This window comes from Agrobacterium sp. LY4 (assembly GCF_001526585.1).
Taxonomy (GTDB): domain Bacteria; phylum Pseudomonadota; class Alphaproteobacteria; order Rhizobiales; family Rhizobiaceae; genus Agrobacterium; species Agrobacterium leguminum.
In genome coordinates, this window is record NZ_ASYA01000043.1 from 52,750 (window position 1) to 70,841 (window position 18,092).

The following is an 18,092-nucleotide window of genomic DNA, read 5'->3' on the forward strand; positions in this document are numbered from 1 at the left end:
CCGGTGCGAAAAAACTTCACGCCATGGTGGTCACGGGTTTTGCGGTGCTCCGGTCGAACCCTGCGGCGCGGGATTTGTCTCTGTCGATGACGGCGGCTGGGCGCGGCCATTCGCCGGATTATTGTCGAAGCTTCCGGATCCGGACGGCTGCTGCGGCACGGGCGCAGTCTCGGTCTGCGGGTTCTGCGGCAGGTTTTCGTCGGGTTCGAAAACCGAATATTCGACAACGGCCCACACCACCAATGCAAGAAGCACGCTGACGATCAGAATGACAAGGACGGGACGTCCGCGCGATCCCTGCCGCGCACGCGTTGCCGTTTCGCTTTTCGGCGCATTCCGACCGTCGAGATAGCTGGCATTTTCTCTGGCCATGTCGTTCACTCCCTGTAACCCTGTTGATCTAATCATTGAGGTCAGGGTTTTGTTCCAGACTTGGAAAAACGACGTTAGCCTCACTCGGCGGGCAAACGCGCCCTGTCACAGTCCGCCATATCCACCGCACTAAAGCTTTGCCCAAGGCCGAGCCAGGAAACCGGCCGCCGCGCTCCATCATCCGTTTCCGATGGATCGTCTGCGGGACTGTCTGAATTCGCCAACGGCAGGAGTGATGGCCGCCTGCGAAATCGGGGGCCGGAAAAGGAGAGGTGTTGTTTCAACGCATGGCGCCATTGGCGACACAGGTCCAGAAAAGCGAGGATTCTCAGCATCATGATTGTCAGGCAATATATTGATAAAAATAACCTGCCCTGTTTGCCACGTCTGGAAGATATGCGCATCCCTATCGCGCCGTAGCCTCAGCGAATGGTCGGATTGTGCCAACAAACCCGCATAAAGTGTCAGAAGGGCATCCGAAAAAGCGTGGTCAGCGGCCGAGCTGCACGATCCAGCGGGTCCATTCCGCGCTATCCGGCTTCACAATATCCGACGTGAGGTCGCGGTTCTCCGAAGCGAAATGCCGCATCTGACGCGGCGAAAGACCGAAGGTCTTCTTGAAGACGCGGCTGAAATTTTCCGGATTGGTGAAACCATAGGACGCCGCCACCTCGGCAATCGTCATATGCGCCGATTGCGGTGCCCGCAGGAAATCCATTGCACGTTCGAGACGCCGATGGGTGATGCAGGCCGAAAACCCACCCAGCGGCTCAAACAGCCGGTAGACGGTGCGTCGCGACACGCCAAATTCACCCATCACCTTTTCCACTGACAGGGCCGGATCGAGCAGGTGATTGTCGATATAGCGCCGGATGGATGCCCTGAGCGCCCGCTGCACGCCCTGCGCATTGTCGTGCCCGACGTGATTGTTGATGGCGGCCGCAGCAAGCTCCAGAAGCGGCGAGACCGTCGATGCGCCTTCACTGGCGTTCATCACGTCGAAATGGCGATAGATGCTCGTCATCGTTTCGCGCAGCAGCGATACCAGCGGCAAACCGGCCGGCAGAACACGTTCATGATGATTGCCGGAACCGACAAGCCTGCCCTCCAGCAGCCGGCGCGGCACGACGAGGCTGAGATGGTCGTGATCGGTCGTTGCAGTGGCAAGCGGCTGCGCCATGTCGATGAGATAGAGGTCGCCGGGGCCTGCGGTCTCGCCGGATCCGCGCCGCGACATGCTTTGTCCGCTGGCGTAGAATTGCAGGAGAAAACCGTCCATGCCGTCGCGGGCAAGCTTGTGGCGCGAACGGTCGAAATCCTGCGCCGAGGACTGGGTGCGGCCGAGCGCGACATTGCCGATGAAAGCCGCATCGACGCTGGCGAAGAAACCGTCATCCTGCGGGCGACGCAGCCGGGCATCGAACAGCACGTTGATCGAATCCCGCCAAAGCCCCATGGCGTCGCGTTTCGGCACCTGGCGCGTATCGAAGCGCGAGCGCGCCAGCGGCGCTTCAAAAGACCCTGTGTTCATCATGATGCTTTTCCGTGAACACGGCGCTGACCCCGCCGTTCACGAAAACTATACAGGATTGAAACCGCTCAACAATGCCGGAAGCCGATGAGACGGTTCGCTTCAAGCGCGTGCGCGAAAATTATTTCGCCGTCCAGCCGCCATCGATCGAAATGGTGGTGCCGGTGATGGAGCGGGCCATATCGCCCGCGAGATAAAGCGCCATTTCCGCCACTTCTTCCGGTTGCACAAACCGCCTGGTCGGCTGCGGCGCAAGCATCACCTTCTTCACCACATCCTCCTCGCTCATGCCATGCACGCGCGCCTGATCGGCAACCTGGGCGGCGACAAGCGGCGTCCAGACATAACCGGGGCAGATGGCGTTGCAGGTGATGCCGAGTTCGGCCACTTCCAGCGCCACGCTTTTCGTCAGGCCCACCACCGCATGTTTCGTCGCCACATAAGGCCCCTTGAAGGGCGAAGCGCGCAGGCCATGCGCGGAAGCGATGTTGACGATGCGGCCCCAGCCTCTTTCCTTCATGCCCGGCAAGGCCGCATGGATGGTGTGAAACGCGCTGTCGAGCGAGATGGCGACGATGCGGGAGAAATCGGCGAAATCGAACTCGTCGATCGGCGCGACCTTCTGAATGCCGGCATTGTTGACGAGGACGTCGATATGACCGAATTCGGCGATGACGGTTTCCGGCAGATGGGCGCTTTCATCGTAATTGGCGAGGTTGGCGGCAAAATAGACCGGCCTGTGCCGCGCCACCTTCGCGACCGCCTCCAGCGCCTGCGTCGCCTCCTCGGCCGTCTCTATGCCATGCACCGCGACCAGATACCCCGCCTCGGCGAAACGCCTGGCGATGGCAAGCCCGATGCCGCTGGTGGAACCCGTGACAAGCACGGTTTTCGGTTGATCCTCCATCGGCCTAGTCCTTCAGCTGCGGCAGGTTGCGGAAAAGTTCGAGCGCTTCGGGATTGGCGAGCGCATCGGCATTCTTCACCGGCCGGCCATGGATGGTGTCGCGCACCGCGATTTCGGAAATCTTGCCCGAACGGGTGCGGGGAATGGCGCTGACGGCAATGATCCTTGCCGGCACATGCCGCGGTGTGGCGCCCGAACGGATGCGGCTGCGGATGGTCTTTTCCAGCTCTTCCGTCAAAACCGCGCCGCCCTTCATGCGCAGGAAGAGGATGACCCGCTGGTCGCCCTCGATATCCTGCCCCACGGCTATCGCCTCTTCGACTTCAGGCACGGTCTCCACCTGCCGGTAGATTTCCGCAGTCCCGATGCGAACCCCGCCGGGATTGAGCGTCGTATCCGAACGGCCATGGATGACATAACCGCCGGAGGGGCGCAGTTCGGCGAAATCGCCATGCGCCCAGATGCCGGGGAACCGGTCGAAATAGGCGGCTCGATAGCGCGAACCGTCCTCATCGCCCCAGAACTTTACCGGCATGGACAGATGCGCATTGCGGCAGACGAGTTCGCCGGCAACACCGCGAACGGAACGGCCCTCATCGTCCAGCGTGTCGATATCCATGCCGAGCATCGCACCCTGCAATTCGCCGCGATGCACGGGCTGCAAAGGGTTACCGCCAAGGAAACAGGCGCAGATATCCGTGCCGCCGGAAATGGAGGCGAGGTGCACGTCGGCCTTCCAGTCGCGATAGATATAATCGAAGGATTGCGGGATGAGCGGCGAGCCGGTGGAAAGAATTGTCCTCAGCGATGAAAGATCGTGGCTTTCGCGCGGCTTCAGCCCGGCCTTCAGGCAGGCGTCGATGAACTTCGCCGACGTGCCGAAAGTGGCGATCCGTTCGGCGTCGACGAGATCGATCAGCCGCGCAGGGTTGGGATAACCGGGATTGCCGTCATAGGTGACGAGCGTTGCGCCGAGCGCCAAACCGGAGACCTGCCAGTTCCACATCATCCAGCCGCAGGTGGTGAAATAGAAAAAACGCTCCCCTTCCTGAATATCGCATTGCAGCTTCAGTTCCTTCATGTGCTGAAGAAGCAAACCGCCGCCGGAATGGGTGATGCATTTCGGCTTGCCGGTGGTGCCGGAGGAATAAAGGATCGCCAGCGGCGCCTTGACGGGCAGGCGGTTGAAGGCGATCTCGCCCGCCGCATAAGGCGCGACGAAAGCTGTAAGCGTCACGCAGCCGAGATCGGCAAGGCTATCGGGAACGGCGTCGCCGATCAGCACGATCTTTTCAGGAATAGCACTTTCCGCCACGGCGCGGATGGTCGGGCCGACATCGATGCGTTTGCCGGCATAACCATATTCCGGCACGGCGATGAGGATTTTCGGGTCAATCTGCGACAGGCGGTCGGAGGCTCCCGCCGGCCCGAAATCCGGCGAGCAGGAGGACCAGATCGCCCCGATGGCGCTGACAGCCAGATAGCTGACAATCGCCTCGATATCATGCGTGACGATGGCGCCGACGCGATCGCCTTCCTTCACACCGGCATGGGCAAGCGCCTGCACCATGCGGGACACTTCGTCGTAAAGCTCTCTGCGGGTAATTTCGCGCCTTGTGCCATCGTCGCGATGGGCGATGATAGCCAGCCGCTCATCGGCATCGCGCAGCAGGTTTTCGGCATAATTGAGCCTCGCGCCCGGATAGAACTCGGCCTCCCGGATCGTCGCGCCCGGTTTGAATGCGGTTTCGCCGCGCGTGCCGATAATGCCGAGTTCGTCCCACAGCGCATCGTAAAATTCATCCGGCGCGTCGATGGACCAGCGCAGCAGGCCGGTATAGTCATCGGCGGCCTGCCCGTGCAGCTTTGCCGTTTTCGTCGCGAAGGCGAAAAGCGCCGAGCGCTCCAGCCTCTTCTCCGGCGGCACCCATAAGATGTCGGATGGCGCGGCGTCCGTCATGCTTCGCTCCCGCGCAGCATTTCGACGATGGCGGAGAAATCACGTCCCCCGCTCCCCTCATCGACGAAGTTCTCATAAAGCGCCGCCGCCGCCGCACCGAGCGGGGTGGAGGCCCCGGCTCCATTCGCCGCCTCCTGCGAAAGCTTCAGATCCTTCAGCATCAGGGCCGCCGCAAATCCGGGCTGATAATCCTTGTTGGCGGGCGATGTCGGCACCGGTCCCGGCACCGGGCAATAGGTGGTGAGCGACCAGCATTGCCCGGAAGAGGTGGAGGCGACATCGAACAGCGCCTGATGCGAAAGCCCGAGTTTTTCGCCCAGCACGAAGGCTTCGGAAACGGCGATCATGGAAATGCCAAGGATCATGTTGTTGCAGATCTTCGCCGCCTGGCCGTTACCGCCCTTGCCGCAATGCACGATCTTCTTGCCCATCGCCTCCAGCACCGGCTTTGCTGCAGAGAAAGCCGCAGCCTCGCCGCCGCACATGAAGGTCAGGGTGCCCGCCGCAGCCCCGCCCGTTCCGCCGGAAACGGGCGCATCGACCGAGGGGCAACCGGCGGAAGCGGCCAGCTCGTGCGCCTTAAGCGCGCTTTCCATATCCACCGTCGAGCAATCGACGAGCAGCGTTCCGGCCGGGATTTTCCGAACCAGGTCGCCATAGACCGACACGACATGTTCGCCCTTCGGCAGCATGGTGATGATCACGTCAGCCGCTTCGATAGCCTCGGCGGAATCCGCCGCAACGGGAACGCCCGCCTCTTTCGCCGCCGCGCGGCAGGCTTCGGAAAGATCGTGACCCCTGACGGCATATCCGGCCTTGACGAGATTGGCGGCCATGGGCAGGCCCATATGTCCCAGCCCGATAAAAGCGACGGTCTTCATCGGAGCGCTCCTTTCAGCGATTATCCGCAAGGATCATGTCGGCGGCCTTTTCGGCAATCATGATCGTCGGGGAATTGGTATTTCCGGATGTGATGCGCGGCATCACCGATGCGTCGGCGACGCGCAGCCCGGCGAGCCGGCGGAATTTCAGCCGCGCATCAACCACGCTTTCCATATCCGACCCCATGCGCAGCGTGCCGACAGGGTGGAAGATGGTGGTGCCGATATCGCCGGCCGCCTTTGCAAGATCATTGTCGTTTTCAAAGGAGGGACCCGGCTTGTATTCCTGCGGCTTGAAGCGCGCGAAGGCCGGTTGGGCGACGATGCGGCGCGTCAGCCGCATGGCGTCGATGGCCACCTGGCGGTCGCCTTCGGTGGAAAGATAGTTCGGGCGGATTTCCGGCTGCATGGCGAAATCCGGTCCTTTCACATGCACTGAGCCCCGGCTTTCCGGCCGCAAATTGCAGACACTTGCGGTAATGGCCGGAAAAGTGTGAACCGGATCGCCGAACTTGTCGAGTGAAACCGGCTGGACATGATATTCCAGATCGGCGGTTTCCTTCTCGGGTGAAGAACGGGTGAAGACACCGAGCTGGCTCGGCGCCATCGACATCGGCCCCGAGCGCGTCAACGCATATTCGAGGCCGATGCGCGCCTTGCCGAACAGGGTGGAGGCCCTTTCATTCAGCGTCAGGACGCCGGAGACCTTGTAGACCATGCGCAGTTGCAGATGGTCCTGCAGGTTCTCGCCCACACCCTGAACCTCCGCCACCGTATCGATACCGGCCGCCTGCAACACATCGCCACGGCCGACGCCGGAAAGCTCCAGAATATGCGGCGAGCCGATTGCGCCGGCGGACAATACCGTCTCGCGCCGCGCCCGCATTGTTTTCAAGACGCCGTCATGGTGAAACTCGACGCCGGTGACACGGCCTTCTTCGATGATGAGGCGCTTGACATGGGCCTTGGTCAGAACCGTCAGGTTCTTGCGGCCGAGCGCCGGTTTCAGGAAGGCTTTCGCCGTGTTCCAGCGCCAGCCCGCCCGCTGGTTGACGTCGAAATAACCGGCGCCTTCATTGTCGCCCCGGTTGAAATCATCGGTCGCGGGAATACCCGCCTCGCCCGCCGCCTTCTGGAAGGCATCCAGCACATCCCAGCGCACGCGGGCCTTTTCCACGCGCCATTCGCCGCCGGCGGAATGCAGATCGCTCTTGCCGCGATAAAAGTCTTCCGACTTCAGGAAATAGGGCAGGATATCGTTCCACCCCCAGCCCTCGCAGCCTAGCTGCCGCCACATATCGTAATCGCGCGCCTGGCCGCGCATGTAGATCATGCCGTTGATGGAGGAGCAGCCGCCAAGCACCTTGCCGCGCGGATAGATCAGCGAGCGACCGTTCAGCCCCGGCTCTTCCGCCGTCTTGAAACACCAGTCGGTGCGCGGATTGTTGATGCAATAGAGATAACCGACCGGAATGTGGATCCAGTGGTAATTATCGTTGCCACCCGCTTCCAGCAGCAGCACGCGGTTGTTCGGATCTTTCGAAAGGCGGTTGGCGAGAACGCATCCGGCACTCCCCGCTCCGATGACGATATAGTCATATTCGCCCATGCTCTTCTCCATACGCCACCCTTGCCGCGTCGTCCCGGACGCGGAGGAGGCCTTGTCTGTGTTTTCAAAAATGTCTAGCTGCGGTGCTGAAAGCCGAGTTTTCTCCCGAGCCGCGACGCGTAAAATTCGCCGATCAGACCGCGCCGGAACACCAGAACGCAGGCCATGAAAACGAGGCCGGTGATGATGGTGACCGGGAAATCGGATGTCGCGAGATAATTCTGTAGCGTGACAACGAGACCCGCACCAAAAATCGGGCCAATCATGGTGCCGATGCCACCGAGCAGCGTCATCAGGATCACTTCGCCGGACATTTGCCAGGTCACATCCGTCAGCGTCGCGAACTGGAAGACCAGCGCCTTCAGACCGCCCGCGAGACCGGCCAGCGTCGCCGACATCACGAAAGCGCCGAGCTTGTAGCGCTGCACGCTGTAGCCCAGCGAAATGGCGCGCTGTTCGTTTTCGCGGATGGATTTCAGGATCATGCCGAAGGGCGAATTGACGAAACGCCAGATAACCAGAAGTGCGAGCACAAAGGCGGCCAGCACCGTGTAATAAATGTTGAGCGGCGCATTGAGATCGAGAAGGCCGAAGAGATGGCCGCGCGGCACGCCCTGCAAGCCATCCTCACCATGGGTGAAGGGCGCCTGAAGGCAGAAGAAATAAAACATCTGCGACAGCGCCAGCGTGATCATGGCGAAATAGATGCCCTGGCGGCGGATGGCGAAGAAGCCGATGACGAGACCGAGCAGCGCCGCACCCGCCATGCCGATGACAAGGCCGATCTCGGGCGTCACGCCCCATTCCTTCACCGAATAGGCGGTGAAATAGGCTGCACCGCCGAAAAACGCCGCATGGCCGAAGGAGAGCAGGCCCGTGTAACCGATCAGGAGGTTGAAGGCGCAGGCAAACAGCGCGAAGCACAGGAGCTTCATCAGAAAGATCGGATAAACGAACATCGGCGCGGCGATGAGGACGGCAAGCCCTGCGAGAATTAGTACGGTCTTGATGGTTCCAGCAGTCGCGGACACTTCCGTCTGCGGTATCGTACCGGCAGTGGGGCTATGGGTGGCTTTGGACATATCAGGCGTCCTTTCCGAAAAGTCCGGCGGGGCGGATGAGCAGCACAAAGGCCATGATGACGAAGATGACGATGTTGGAGGCTTCCGGGTAGAACACCTTGGTCAAGCCTTCGGCGACGCCCAGCATGTAACCGGTGACGATGGCGCCCATGATCGACCCCATGCCGCCGACCACGACCACGGCAAAGACGACGATGATGAGGTTCGTGCCCATCAGCGGCGAGACCTGATAGATCGGCGCGGCGAGAACCCCAGTGAACCCGGCAAGGCCGGCGCCCAGCGCGTAGGTCAACGTCAGGAGAACGGGCACATTGATGCCGAAAGCCTGCACCAGCGTCGGGTTTTCCGTCGCAGCGCGCAGATAGGAGCCAAGCCGCGTCTTTTCGATCAACGCCCAGGTGGCGATGCAGACGATGAGCGAAATGACGACGACGAAAGCGCGGTAATTCGGCAGGAACATGAAGCCGAGATTGGTGCCGCCGGCAAGCTCGCGCGGCACCGAATAGGGTTGGCCCGCCGCGCCATAAAGCCAGCGGAACGTGCCTTCCACCACCAGCGCCAGACCGAAGGTGAACAGCAGCCCGTAAAGCGGATCGAGATCGTAAAGCCGCGACAGCAGGAAGCGTTCGACGATCGCACCGAAAAGCGCCACGACGAAAGGTGTGACGATGAGCGCCACCCAGAAATTGATGCCGAAATATTGCAGGCCGAGGAAGGCGACGAAAGCGCCGAGCATATATTGCGCGCCATGGGCAAAATTGATGACGCGCAGCAGGCCGAAAATGACGGCAAGGCCAAGCGACAGCAGCGCATAAAACGACCCGTTGATAAGGCCCACCAGCAATTGCCCGAGCAGTGCCTGAATTGGAACGCCGAAGATCATCGTCATGGTTAAACTCCCAGCACCTTGTTGAGCTCGCCCATGCGGCCGGAAAGCTCGCTGACCGGAAAATTGCTGACCATGTGGCCGTGATCCATCAGGTAGAAACGGTCGGCGATACGGCTGGCAAAACGGAAATTCTGTTCGACCAGAACAACGGTCATGCCGCGGCTCTTCAGCTTTTGCAGCACCTCGCCGATGCGCTGGACGATGACCGGGGCAAGCCCTTCGGTCGGTTCGTCAAGCAGCAGCACCTTGACCCCGGTGCGCAGGATGCGCGCCATGGCGAGCATCTGCTGCTCGCCGCCGGAAAGCTTGGTGCCGGGGCTGGTGCGGCGTTCGTAGAGATTGGGAAACAACTCGTATATTTCATCGAGCGTCATGCCGCCGGATGCGACGACAGGCGGCAGCTTCAGGTTCTCCTCGACGCTCAGCGTCGCGAAGATGCCGCGCTCCTCCGGCACGAAACCGAGGCCGTATTTCGCCGTACGATGCAGCGGCACCGGCATCAGATCCTTGCCACCCAGCTTGATGGAGCCCTTGCGGTTGCGAATGATGCCCATGATGGTGCGCAGCGTCGTGGTCTTGCCCACACCGTTGCGGCCGAGAATAGTGATGGTTTCACCTTCGCCGACGGTCAAATCGACGCCGTGCAGCGCCTGGCTTTCACCGTACCAGGATTTCAGGTTGGAGACTTCGAGCATTGCCGCCATATCAAGCCTCCTCCGTGCCCATATAGGCCGTGCGCACACGCGGATCGGCGGCAACGGCGGCATAATCGCCCTCCGCCAGAATTTCACCGCGTTGCAACACCGTGACGTGGTGGCAGATATCGGCCACGACTTTCAGATTATGTTCGACCATCAGCACCGCGCGTGTCTTTGCCACCTCGCGGATGAGTTCGGCGACGTGGGAGACATCCTCGCCGCCCATGCCGGCCATCGGCTCATCGAGCAGCAGAACCTTCGGATCGAGCGCCAGCGTAGTGGCGATTTCGAGAACCCGCTTGCGACCGTAAGAAAGATCGGCCGCAAGCGCATGTTTTTCCCGTGTCAGGCCGACTATGGCGATCAGCTCCTCGGCGCGGGCGTTCAGCCTGTCGAGCGAGGAGAGCGGCAGCCAGAACTGCGTTGCAAGGCTGTTGGGCCGCTGCAACGCGACCCGCACGTTTTCCAGAACCGTCAGATGCGGAAACACCGCCGATATCTGGAAAGACCTGACGAGGCCGAGACGCGCCACCTTGTCCGGCGGCGTCCTTGTTATGTCCGTTCCCATGAAGGTGATCGCCCCGCCTGTCGGCTGGAGAAACTTGGTCAACAGGTTGAAGACCGTGGTTTTGCCGGCACCGTTCGGACCGATAAGCGCATGCACGCGGGCATGGTGGACGTCAAGATCGACGTTTTTCACGGCCGCGAATGCGCCGAAGGTCTTGGAGAGACCGCGCGCCGAAAGAACGACGCGAGGTTCGGCCTGCCCGGCAAGGGCGGGAGCGATCGTCATCAAGCTTTCCCCTTTTTATTCTTCTTTACTGCGTTACCAGCGGGCAGCCGCTCTTTGCGGGGTCCATGAAGGCTTCCTTGCCGGGGATGGTGGCAAGTACCTTGTAATAATCCCACGGCTGCTTGCTTTCGTCCGGCTTCTTCACTTCCATGAGATACATGTCATGGATCATGCGGCCGTTGGCGGCCACATGGCCGTCTTTCGAGAAGACGTCGTTGACAGGCATTTCCTTCATGGCCTTGGCGACGGCATCGGCATCGTCAGTGCCGGCCTTTTCGATGGCTTTCAGGTAGTGCAGCACGGCGGAATAGGTGCCGGCATGAACCATGTTCGGCATGGCGCCAGTGCGTTCCTTGAATCGCTCACCGAATTTACGCGATTCATCGTCGCGGTCCCAATAAAAACCTTCCGTCAGCGTCAACCCTTGAGCCGCTTCGAGACCGAGACCGTGGACTTCGGCGAGCGTGAAGAGAAGCGCCGCAAGCCGCTGGCCACCGGCCACGATGCCGAATTCGGCTGCCTGCTTGATGGCGTTGGAGGTATCGAGACCGGCATTGGCAAGGCCGATGACCTTCGCGCCCGAGGACTGCGCCTGCAGCAGGAAGGAGGAATAATCCGTCGTGGCGAGCGGATGGCGCACGGAACCCAGAACCTTACCGCCATTGGACTTGACGAAATTGGCGGTATTTTCTTCCAGCGAATAACCGAAGGCGTAGTCGGCGGTCAGGAAGAACCAGCTGTCGCCGCCCTGCTTGACGAGCGCGCCGCCGGTGCCGACCGCCAGCGAATAAGTGTCATAGGCCCAGTGGAAACCATAGGGGCTGCACTGCTTGCCGGTGAGCTCGGTGGTTGCCGCACCCGTATTGACGGTAATCTTCTTCTTGTCCTTGGACAGCGCCTGCACGGCAAGGCCGACCGACGACGAGGTCAGTTCCATGATCGAATCGACCTGTTCGGTATCGTACCATTGGCGGGCGATATTGGAGGCCACATCCGCCTTGTTCTGGTGGTCGGCGGTCACCACTTCCACCGGCGCATCGAGCACCTTGCCGCCGAAATCCTCGACCGCCATCTTCGCGGCTTCATAAGAGTATTTGCCGCCGAAATTGGCGTAGACGCCCGACTGGTCGTTCAAAATGCCGATCTTGACCTTGCCGTCCGAAATCTCGGCGGCATAAGCGGCGGTGCCAGCGGCCAGCGCCATGGCCGTGGATAAAAGAATACTCTTGCGCATGACTTCTCCTCCCAGAGATGATTGCGAGCCTCAGATTGTCTGTGCAACGGTGAACGAACCGCGTGGGGGACCTACATGCCCTTGCACCTGAACGGTCACACCGCTCTCCTCAAAGCGATGCATCCTGAGCCTAGACTTCTCGAATTCGGCCGTTGACACAAGAGCGGGGCATCATCAAATTGCGAACAGGAACTGTTCATTTTTGAACAGAACTCTTGATGGGAGACGAAAATGGCCACCCCTTTCACCTGGGACGACCTGCAATATTTTCTGGCCGTGGCCCGCACCGGGCAGCTCTCATCGGCAGCCAGAAGCCTGCGCACCAGCCACGCCACCGTCTCGCGCCATATCGACCGGCTGGAATTTTCGCTTAAAACCAAGCTGTTCGAGCGAAACCCGCGCGGTTATGAACTCACGACCGTCGGCCGGCGGCTGGTGGATACGGTCGAGCGTATCGAGGCGGAAGCCGAAAGGCTGCAATCGGATATTTCCGAAAGCGGCAGCCTGCTGCGCGGCGTGGTGCGGCTCAGCGCACCGGAAGGTTTTTCCAATTTTTTCTTCGTTGAAAGGCTGAAGGACTTCGCCATCACCCATCCCCACATCATGGTGGAAATGGTGACGATCCAGCAGATCATGGCGCTATCGAGAAAGGAGGCCGATGTGGCGGTCACGCTCGACCCACCGAAAGCCGGTCCCTATATCAACGAACAGATCATCGATTATACGCTGCATATCTATGCCTCGCGTTCCTATCTCGCCGGGCGGCCGAAAATCACCAAGCGCGAGGACCTGCTCGATCATTTCTTCATCGGTACGTGCAGGACCTGATCTTCTCGCCGGGTCTCGACTATATGCGCGACGTGCTGCCCGGCCTGCGTCCGGGCTTTCAGTCATCGAGTATTTTCGCGCAGCTGACGGCCACGCTGAGCGGCCGGGGCCTGTGCATCCTGCCGAATTTCATTGCCGCGCGTTTCCCGGACCTGCAGATGGTGCTTGCCGGTGAGGTGGAACTACGGCGCGGCTACTGGCTGACGAGCCATCAAGACCTTGCCAATGTGCCGCGTGTACGCTCGCTGATGGACTTCATTCTCACCACGGCGCGCGCGCATGAAAAACTCTTCATCCTCGACCGCAGGACGATGGTCTGAACAGCCATCGTTCACATTTCGGCGACACCGTGTCTACACGCGGCCGGTTGGAGGATGCGCGTGCCAGCCTATATGACTGACAACAACGAAGCCGGTTGGTGAAGACCGGCATCCTCCGACATCTGGAAGGTCATCATGAAAAAAATCGGATTCCTGTCCTTCGGCCACTGGACGCCCTCGCCCCAGTCGCAGACCCGCTCGGCTGCGGACACGCTGCTGCAATCGATAGACCTCGCCGTCGCGGCGGAAGAGCTGGGTGCCGACGGCGCCTATTTCCGCGTGCACCATTTCGCCCGCCAGCTTGCCTCGCCCTTTCCGCTGCTGGCTGCCGTCGGCGCGCGCACGAAAAAGATCGAGATCGGCACCGGCGTCATCGACATGCGTTATGAAAACCCGTTCTACATGGCGGAGGACGCCGGTTCGGCCGACCTCATCGCCGGCGGCCGCCTGCAGCTCGGCATCAGCCGCGGCTCGCCGGAGCAGGTGATCGATGGCTGGCGTTATTTCGGTTACCGCCCGGCCGAGGGCCAGAGCGAAGAAGACATGGCGCGTCAGCACACCGAAGTCTTTCTCGAGCTTCTGAAAGGTGAAGGTTTCGCTGAACCGAATCCGCGCCCGATGTTCCCCAACCCGCCCGGCCTTTTGCGGCTGGAGCCGCATTCCGAAGGGCTGCGCGAGCGCATCTGGTGGGGTTCGAGTTCCAATGCAACGGCGGTCTGGGCGGCAAAGCTCGGCATGAATTTGCAAAGCTCCACCCTGAAGACGGATGAGACGGGCGAGCCTTTCCATGTCCAGCAGGCCCAGCAGATCCGCACCTTCCGGGAAGCATGGAAGGAAGCAGGCCACACACGCGAGCCGCGTGTGTCGGTCAGCCGCAGCATCTTCGCTCTCGTCAACGACCGCGACCGGTCCTATTTCGGTTACGGCAACGAAGGCGACGACAAGATCGGTTATATCGACGACAAGACGCGCGCGATCTTCGGGCGCAGCTATGCCGCCGAGCCGGAAAAACTGATCGAACAGTTGAAAGCCGACGAGGCCATCGCTGAGGCCGATACGCTGCTTCTGACCGTACCGAACCAGCTGGGTGTCGATTACAACGCCCATGTGATCGAGACGATCCTGAAGCAGGTGGCGCCGGCTCTCGGCTGGCGCTAAATTTGGAAAAATTGCATCATCCACACTCCGTCACCCCGAACTTGATCCTGGGCCCAGCGCGATCAAGTCTTTGATCGCGAAAGACTCTTTTCACGGCGCAGACGCGCCGTGGCTGGATGCCGGATCTAGTCCGGCATGACGGAGGACGTGCTTTCCATCCCTTAAAATCCGGGCTGTATACCCCTGCTCATTTCACCGCCTTGCCATAACGGGCGAAGCTTTCAGCCAGCGGCGTGGTGCTGGCGCCGGGGCGCTCCGGGCGTTTGTAAACACCGTCCCGCACATGGATCGGCTCTTCGAAATGATCCTTGATCCACGGAATATATTCGAGAATGGTCGAAGCCGGGTGCCAGTAGCTCAGATGCACATGCACCTGGCTCATCTCACCGGCATGCGGCACCACGGGCAGGCGATGGGCGAGCGCGAGATCGGCAACCTGAATATATTCGGTGATGCCGCCAAGTCGGGTCACATCCGGCTGGACATAGGCAACCGCACCGGCATCGATGAATGAGCGGAACGCATCCACCGTGTAAAGCTGCTCCCCGAGCGCAATCGGAATCGACGTATTGCGCGCCAGCCGCGCATGGCTCGTCACATCGTCATACCAGAGAGGCTCCTCGAACCAGTAGATATCCAGATCTTTCGCCGCCGCGCAGAAACGCTGGCATGTGGGCAAATCCCACTTGCCGTTGCCGTCGATGGCAATGCGGATGGACGAACCGACACGCTTGCGCACTGCCGCAAGGCGGGCAATATCGATATTCGGGTCTTCATGCCCGACCTTGATCTTCAGCCGGGTGAACCCATCCTCCTCCACCGCCCTTGCGCTGCCCGCGAGCAAATCCTCCAGCGTGAAGGAAAGCCAGCCTATATCGGTATTATAGGCCTCCACCGCCGCCGTGCGCGCGCCGCCGAGATAGTGCCAGAGCGGCACGCCCGCCTTTTTCGCCTTCAGGTCCCAGAGCGCAACGTCAACTGCGGCCAGCGCCAGATGGGTGATGCCCGCCCTGCCGACCCATTGCAGCGCCGGATAACGGGCCAGTTTCGTCCACAGCCTCGAATGCTCCGACGCATCCTCCCCCAGAAGCAAGGGCGCGTAACAATCGCTGATGCAGGATGTGATCAGTCTGTCCGACGGCAGATGCGCGTGGGTGCCGGTAAAACCATAGCCCTCAAGGCCATCGCTGGTGGTGATCTTTGCACCGACGACGCCCCAATGGGTGATGCTGTGGGTGGAATCGGAAATGGATTCCGATGTCAGCGGCAGGTGCAGGATGAAAGGTTCGACGGCGGTAATTTTCATGATCGGTCATTCCTCGATTGCTGATTGCTTACGGGGAGGAATAGACGCCGCGTCCCCGCGACCATGGGCCGCGAAGATGGCTTTGGGGAAATTGCCAGACCGCCCTCCTCCAGCAGCCGGCTTCCGCTGACGGATAGAGCTAAAGCAAAAATGGCCTTTGTAAAATAAAAAATTTTTTATTTTTAATATTCAGCCATTGCCAGCCCTTTAAAGCTGGGCAATGATGCCGCCATGAACTCTCTGGTCAAAGTCACGCTCGCCGAACAGGCGCATCAGGAACTGCGCGCACGCATCGTCAGCGGCAGATTGCGCGGCGGCGAACGCCTGCTGCCCAATGAGCTTGCCGCCGATCTCGGCATCAGCCCCACGCCGGTCAAGGAAGCCTGCCTGAAACTCGAGGCCGATGGGCTGGTGGTCAATTCCTCCCGGCGCGGCATGGTGGTGCGCGATTTCACCGTGGAGGACGTGGAGGAACTTTACGCCGCCAGAATGCTGCTCGAAAAAGGCGCGGTGGAAGTGGCCTTCGACGCCGGGCAACTGGATGGAGCGCTGCACGCGGAACTGCTGGAAAGCCTTGCGAAACATCGCGAATTCGCCAAAGGCTCGACGCTCGACGAATTATCGAAAGCGCTTTTTTACGACCGCAGCTTCCATACGACCCTTGTGTCGGCGGCGCGCATTCCGGTCATTTCCGGCTCGCATGAGCGCATTCTCGACCAGACCCACACGGTTTTCGTCTCGATCCTCGGCGACTACGCCCGCTCGGTCGAGGAGCATCAGAATATCGCCGATGCCATCGCCGCCGGCAGCAAGGCCCAGATCGTCGATGCCCTGTGGCGGCATCTCGAGCGCAGCCGCCAGAATACGCTGCGCCAGGTCCGGCTGCTCAAAGAGGCCGGCGCCTGATCATTCCGCATATAGGGGAGGAACTGACATGATGCGCCACAAGCCGGACGTCGCAATGAGAGGGGCGCGAGCCACTATCGTCCCGTTCCGCATGGGGATTTCGCATCGATGACAGACCGGCTTTACGCTGCAACCCTGCCCCGCCTGCCGCAATCCGTCACGACACCCGCCTATAACCGTCAAAGCGTCACGCCCGGCATCGTCCATCTCGGCGTCGGGGCCTTTCATCGAGCGCATCAGGCGGTTTTCATCGACGATTGCCTTAATCGCGGCGAAACCCGATGGGGCATCGTCGCGGCATCGCTGCGCAGCCCGGATACGCGCGACGCCATCGAGCCGCAGGATAATCTCTACACCTTTTGCCTGCGAGACGGTGAGAGCGAGCGCCTGCGCATCATCGGTTCGATTCTCGAAACCATCGTCGCCCCGGAAGAGCCTGAACGGCTGGTGGAGCGGATGGCCGATCCGCGCGTCCTCATCGTCACCCTGACCGTGACGGAAAAAGGTTACCTGACCAATCTCGCCTCCCGCAGCCTGCTGCGCGATCATCCCGATATCGTCCATGATCTCGAAAACCCGGAGCGGCCGCGCTCCATCTTCGGCTTCATCCTTGCCGCCACACGGCGCAGGCGCAAGGAGGATTCCCGGCCCCTGACGCTCCTGTCCTGCGACAACCTGCCCGCCAACGGCCATGTGCTGCAAAAGCTGCTGCTGGAATTTGCGGAACTGGCCGATCCGGAACTGGCGTCCTTCATCGAAACCAATATTGCCTGCCCCTGCTCGATGGTGGACCGGATCGTTCCCGCCACCACGGATGCGGACCGCGAGCAGATTTCGACCACACTCGGCCTCAGCGATGCCTGGCCGGTGGTGGCCGAACCCTATTTCCGTTTTGTCATTGAGGACCGTTTTCCGCATGGAAGGCCGGCGCTCGAGAAATCAGGCGTGGAATTCGTCGGCAATGTCGAGCCATACGAGCATATGAAGCTCAGAATGCTGAACGGCTCCCACAGCGCCATCGCCGCCATCGGCCAGATTGCCGGCCTTGCGACGGTGGCGGATGCTTGGGGTGAAAAGCCCGTGCGCGATTTCATCGACGCCTATTGGCGCGAGATCAAACGGACGCTCGATCCCGCCGTCAACGGTGCGGAATTCGCAGCCGGCCTGCGGCAGCGTTTCGCCAATCCCTCATTGCAGCACAAGACCATGCAGATCGCCTCCGATGCATCGCAGAAAGTGCCGCTGCGCATTCTCGCCCCGTTGCGTGAATTGCTTGCGGAGAAGGCTGAAAGCCGGACGGTCATTTTCGCCGTCGCGCTCTGGATCAGGTCCTGCGCGGACAAGAATGAAAAGGGGCAGCCGATCACCATTCTCGATCCCGCTTTCAAGGAGTGGGATGCGCCGGATCAACTGGCAATGGCGCCGGATGCGGTCGTCGACCGTTTTCTGACTTTCGAGCGCACATTTGGCAGCGACCTGCCCAGGAACGAAACCTTCGTCCCAGCCCTGAAAGCCGCCTATCGTGACATTCGGGAACACGGCGCGCTTGCGGCAATCGCGCGTTTCCTGAAGTCCTGAAAAAGAACAGGCCGGAAATCCGGCCTGTTTTTAACCTCGG

15 protein-coding genes and 1 pseudogene are annotated in these 18,092 nt (G+C 60.7%); 4 read left to right on the forward strand and 12 right to left on the reverse strand.

What is annotated here, in order from left to right; translation table 11 throughout:
• Positions 1–30 precede the first annotated feature (30 nt).
• From L904_RS22250 to L904_RS22300, 11 genes are all read right to left on the reverse strand, one after another.
• Positions 31–372 (reverse strand): hypothetical protein, encoded by a 342-nt coding sequence (locus L904_RS22250; RefSeq protein WP_020810492.1) that lies wholly within the window; start codon positions 370–372, stop codon positions 31–33.
• A 490-nt stretch (positions 373–862) separates the two neighbouring features.
• Positions 863–1,906: a helix-turn-helix domain-containing protein gene (locus L904_RS22255; protein WP_020810491.1), complete on the reverse strand. Its 1,044-nt coding sequence runs from the start codon at positions 1,904–1,906 to the stop codon at positions 863–865.
• A 118-nt stretch (positions 1,907–2,024) separates the two neighbouring features.
• The gene (locus L904_RS22260) at positions 2,025–2,810 is read right to left on the reverse strand and encodes a 3-hydroxybutyrate dehydrogenase (protein ID WP_020810490.1); all 786 of its coding nucleotides are present in this window, start codon (positions 2,808–2,810) and stop codon (positions 2,025–2,027) included.
• Between the two features lie 4 nt (positions 2,811–2,814).
• Positions 2,815–4,770, reverse strand: coding sequence for an acetoacetate--CoA ligase (locus L904_RS22265; protein ID WP_020810489.1), 1,956 nt, complete (start codon positions 4,768–4,770; stop codon positions 2,815–2,817).
• The gene (gene mmsB / locus L904_RS22270; protein WP_020810488.1) at positions 4,767–5,651 is read right to left on the reverse strand and encodes a 3-hydroxyisobutyrate dehydrogenase; all 885 of its coding nucleotides are present in this window, start codon (positions 5,649–5,651) and stop codon (positions 4,767–4,769) included. Before mmsB ends, L904_RS22265 begins: the two co-directional genes overlap by 4 nt.
• 13 nt (positions 5,652–5,664) lie before the next feature.
• A complete protein-coding gene (locus L904_RS22275) occupies positions 5,665–7,260 on the reverse strand; it encodes a GMC family oxidoreductase (RefSeq protein WP_031233946.1) in 1,596 nt (531 codons plus the stop codon).
• Positions 7,261–7,334: 74 nt separating this feature from the next.
• The gene (locus L904_RS22280) at positions 7,335–8,342 is read right to left on the reverse strand and encodes a branched-chain amino acid ABC transporter permease (RefSeq protein WP_020810486.1); all 1,008 of its coding nucleotides are present in this window, start codon (positions 8,340–8,342) and stop codon (positions 7,335–7,337) included.
• A gap of 1 nt (position 8,343) precedes the next feature.
• On the reverse strand, positions 8,344–9,231 hold the full coding sequence (locus L904_RS22285; RefSeq protein ID WP_003522496.1) for a branched-chain amino acid ABC transporter permease: 888 nt from the start codon (positions 9,229–9,231) through the stop codon (positions 8,344–8,346).
• Between the two features lie 2 nt (positions 9,232–9,233).
• A complete protein-coding gene (locus L904_RS22290) occupies positions 9,234–9,935 on the reverse strand; it encodes an ABC transporter ATP-binding protein (RefSeq protein ID WP_020809105.1) in 702 nt (233 codons plus the stop codon).
• 1 nt (position 9,936) lies between these two features.
• The gene (locus L904_RS22295) at positions 9,937–10,722 is read right to left on the reverse strand and encodes an ABC transporter ATP-binding protein (RefSeq protein WP_020809104.1); all 786 of its coding nucleotides are present in this window, start codon (positions 10,720–10,722) and stop codon (positions 9,937–9,939) included.
• Between the two features lie 25 nt (positions 10,723–10,747).
• Entirely contained in the window at positions 10,748–11,956 is a 1,209-nt protein-coding gene (locus tag L904_RS22300; protein ID WP_020809103.1) for an ABC transporter substrate-binding protein, read from the reverse strand.
• A 231-nt stretch (positions 11,957–12,187) separates the two neighbouring features.
• Here L904_RS22300 and L904_RS22305 point away from each other — a divergent pair.
• A pseudogene (locus tag L904_RS22305) lies at positions 12,188–13,104 on the forward strand (LysR family transcriptional regulator).
• A 135-nt stretch (positions 13,105–13,239) separates the two neighbouring features.
• Entirely contained in the window at positions 13,240–14,262 is a 1,023-nt protein-coding gene (locus tag L904_RS22310; protein WP_003522491.1) for an LLM class flavin-dependent oxidoreductase, read from the forward strand.
• A 187-nt stretch (positions 14,263–14,449) separates the two neighbouring features.
• On the opposite strand, the gene L904_RS22315 is transcribed toward L904_RS22310, so the two are convergent.
• The gene (locus L904_RS22315) at positions 14,450–15,568 is read right to left on the reverse strand and encodes a mandelate racemase/muconate lactonizing enzyme family protein (protein WP_020809101.1); all 1,119 of its coding nucleotides are present in this window, start codon (positions 15,566–15,568) and stop codon (positions 14,450–14,452) included.
• A 231-nt stretch (positions 15,569–15,799) separates the two neighbouring features.
• Here L904_RS22315 and L904_RS22320 point away from each other — a divergent pair, with 231 nt between their 5' ends.
• A complete protein-coding gene (locus tag L904_RS22320) occupies positions 15,800–16,474 on the forward strand; it encodes a GntR family transcriptional regulator (protein WP_020809100.1) in 675 nt (224 codons plus the stop codon).
• Positions 16,475–16,582: 108 nt separating this feature from the next.
• Complete coding sequence (locus L904_RS22325) at positions 16,583–18,052, forward strand: mannitol dehydrogenase family protein (protein ID WP_020809099.1); 1,470 nt, start codon at positions 16,583–16,585, stop codon at positions 18,050–18,052.
• Positions 18,053–18,092 lie beyond the last annotated feature (40 nt).

Excerpts from the sequence above, each read along its gene's own strand:
- L904_RS22250 (WP_020810492.1), bottom strand. The coding sequence starts at position 372 with ATGGCCAGAGAAAATGCCAGCTATCTCGACGGTCGGAATGCGCCGAAA.
- L904_RS22255 (WP_020810491.1), bottom strand. The coding sequence starts at position 1,906 with ATGATGAACACAGGGTCTTTTGAAGCGCCGCTGGCGCGCTCGCGCTTC.
- L904_RS22260 (WP_020810490.1), bottom strand. The coding sequence starts at position 2,810 with ATGGAGGATCAACCGAAAACCGTGCTTGTCACGGGTTCCACCAGCGGC.
- L904_RS22265 (WP_020810489.1), bottom strand. The coding sequence starts at position 4,770 with ATGACGGACGCCGCGCCATCCGACATCTTATGGGTGCCGCCGGAGAAG.
- mmsB (WP_020810488.1), bottom strand. The coding sequence starts at position 5,651 with ATGAAGACCGTCGCTTTTATCGGGCTGGGACATATGGGCCTGCCCATG.
- L904_RS22275 (WP_031233946.1), bottom strand. The coding sequence starts at position 7,260 with ATGGGCGAATATGACTATATCGTCATCGGAGCGGGGAGTGCCGGATGC.
- L904_RS22280 (WP_020810486.1), bottom strand. The coding sequence starts at position 8,342 with ATGTCCAAAGCCACCCATAGCCCCACTGCCGGTACGATACCGCAGACG.
- L904_RS22285 (WP_003522496.1), bottom strand. The coding sequence starts at position 9,231 with ATGACGATGATCTTCGGCGTTCCAATTCAGGCACTGCTCGGGCAATTG.
- L904_RS22290 (WP_020809105.1), bottom strand. The coding sequence starts at position 9,935 with ATGGCGGCAATGCTCGAAGTCTCCAACCTGAAATCCTGGTACGGTGAA.
- L904_RS22295 (WP_020809104.1), bottom strand. The coding sequence starts at position 10,722 with ATGACGATCGCTCCCGCCCTTGCCGGGCAGGCCGAACCTCGCGTCGTT.
- L904_RS22300 (WP_020809103.1), bottom strand. The coding sequence starts at position 11,956 with ATGCGCAAGAGTATTCTTTTATCCACGGCCATGGCGCTGGCCGCTGGC.
- L904_RS22310 (WP_003522491.1), top strand. The coding sequence starts at position 13,240 with ATGAAAAAAATCGGATTCCTGTCCTTCGGCCACTGGACGCCCTCGCCC.
- L904_RS22315 (WP_020809101.1), bottom strand. The coding sequence starts at position 15,568 with ATGAAAATTACCGCCGTCGAACCTTTCATCCTGCACCTGCCGCTGACA.
- L904_RS22320 (WP_020809100.1), top strand. The coding sequence starts at position 15,800 with ATGAACTCTCTGGTCAAAGTCACGCTCGCCGAACAGGCGCATCAGGAA.
- L904_RS22325 (WP_020809099.1), top strand. The coding sequence starts at position 16,583 with ATGACAGACCGGCTTTACGCTGCAACCCTGCCCCGCCTGCCGCAATCC.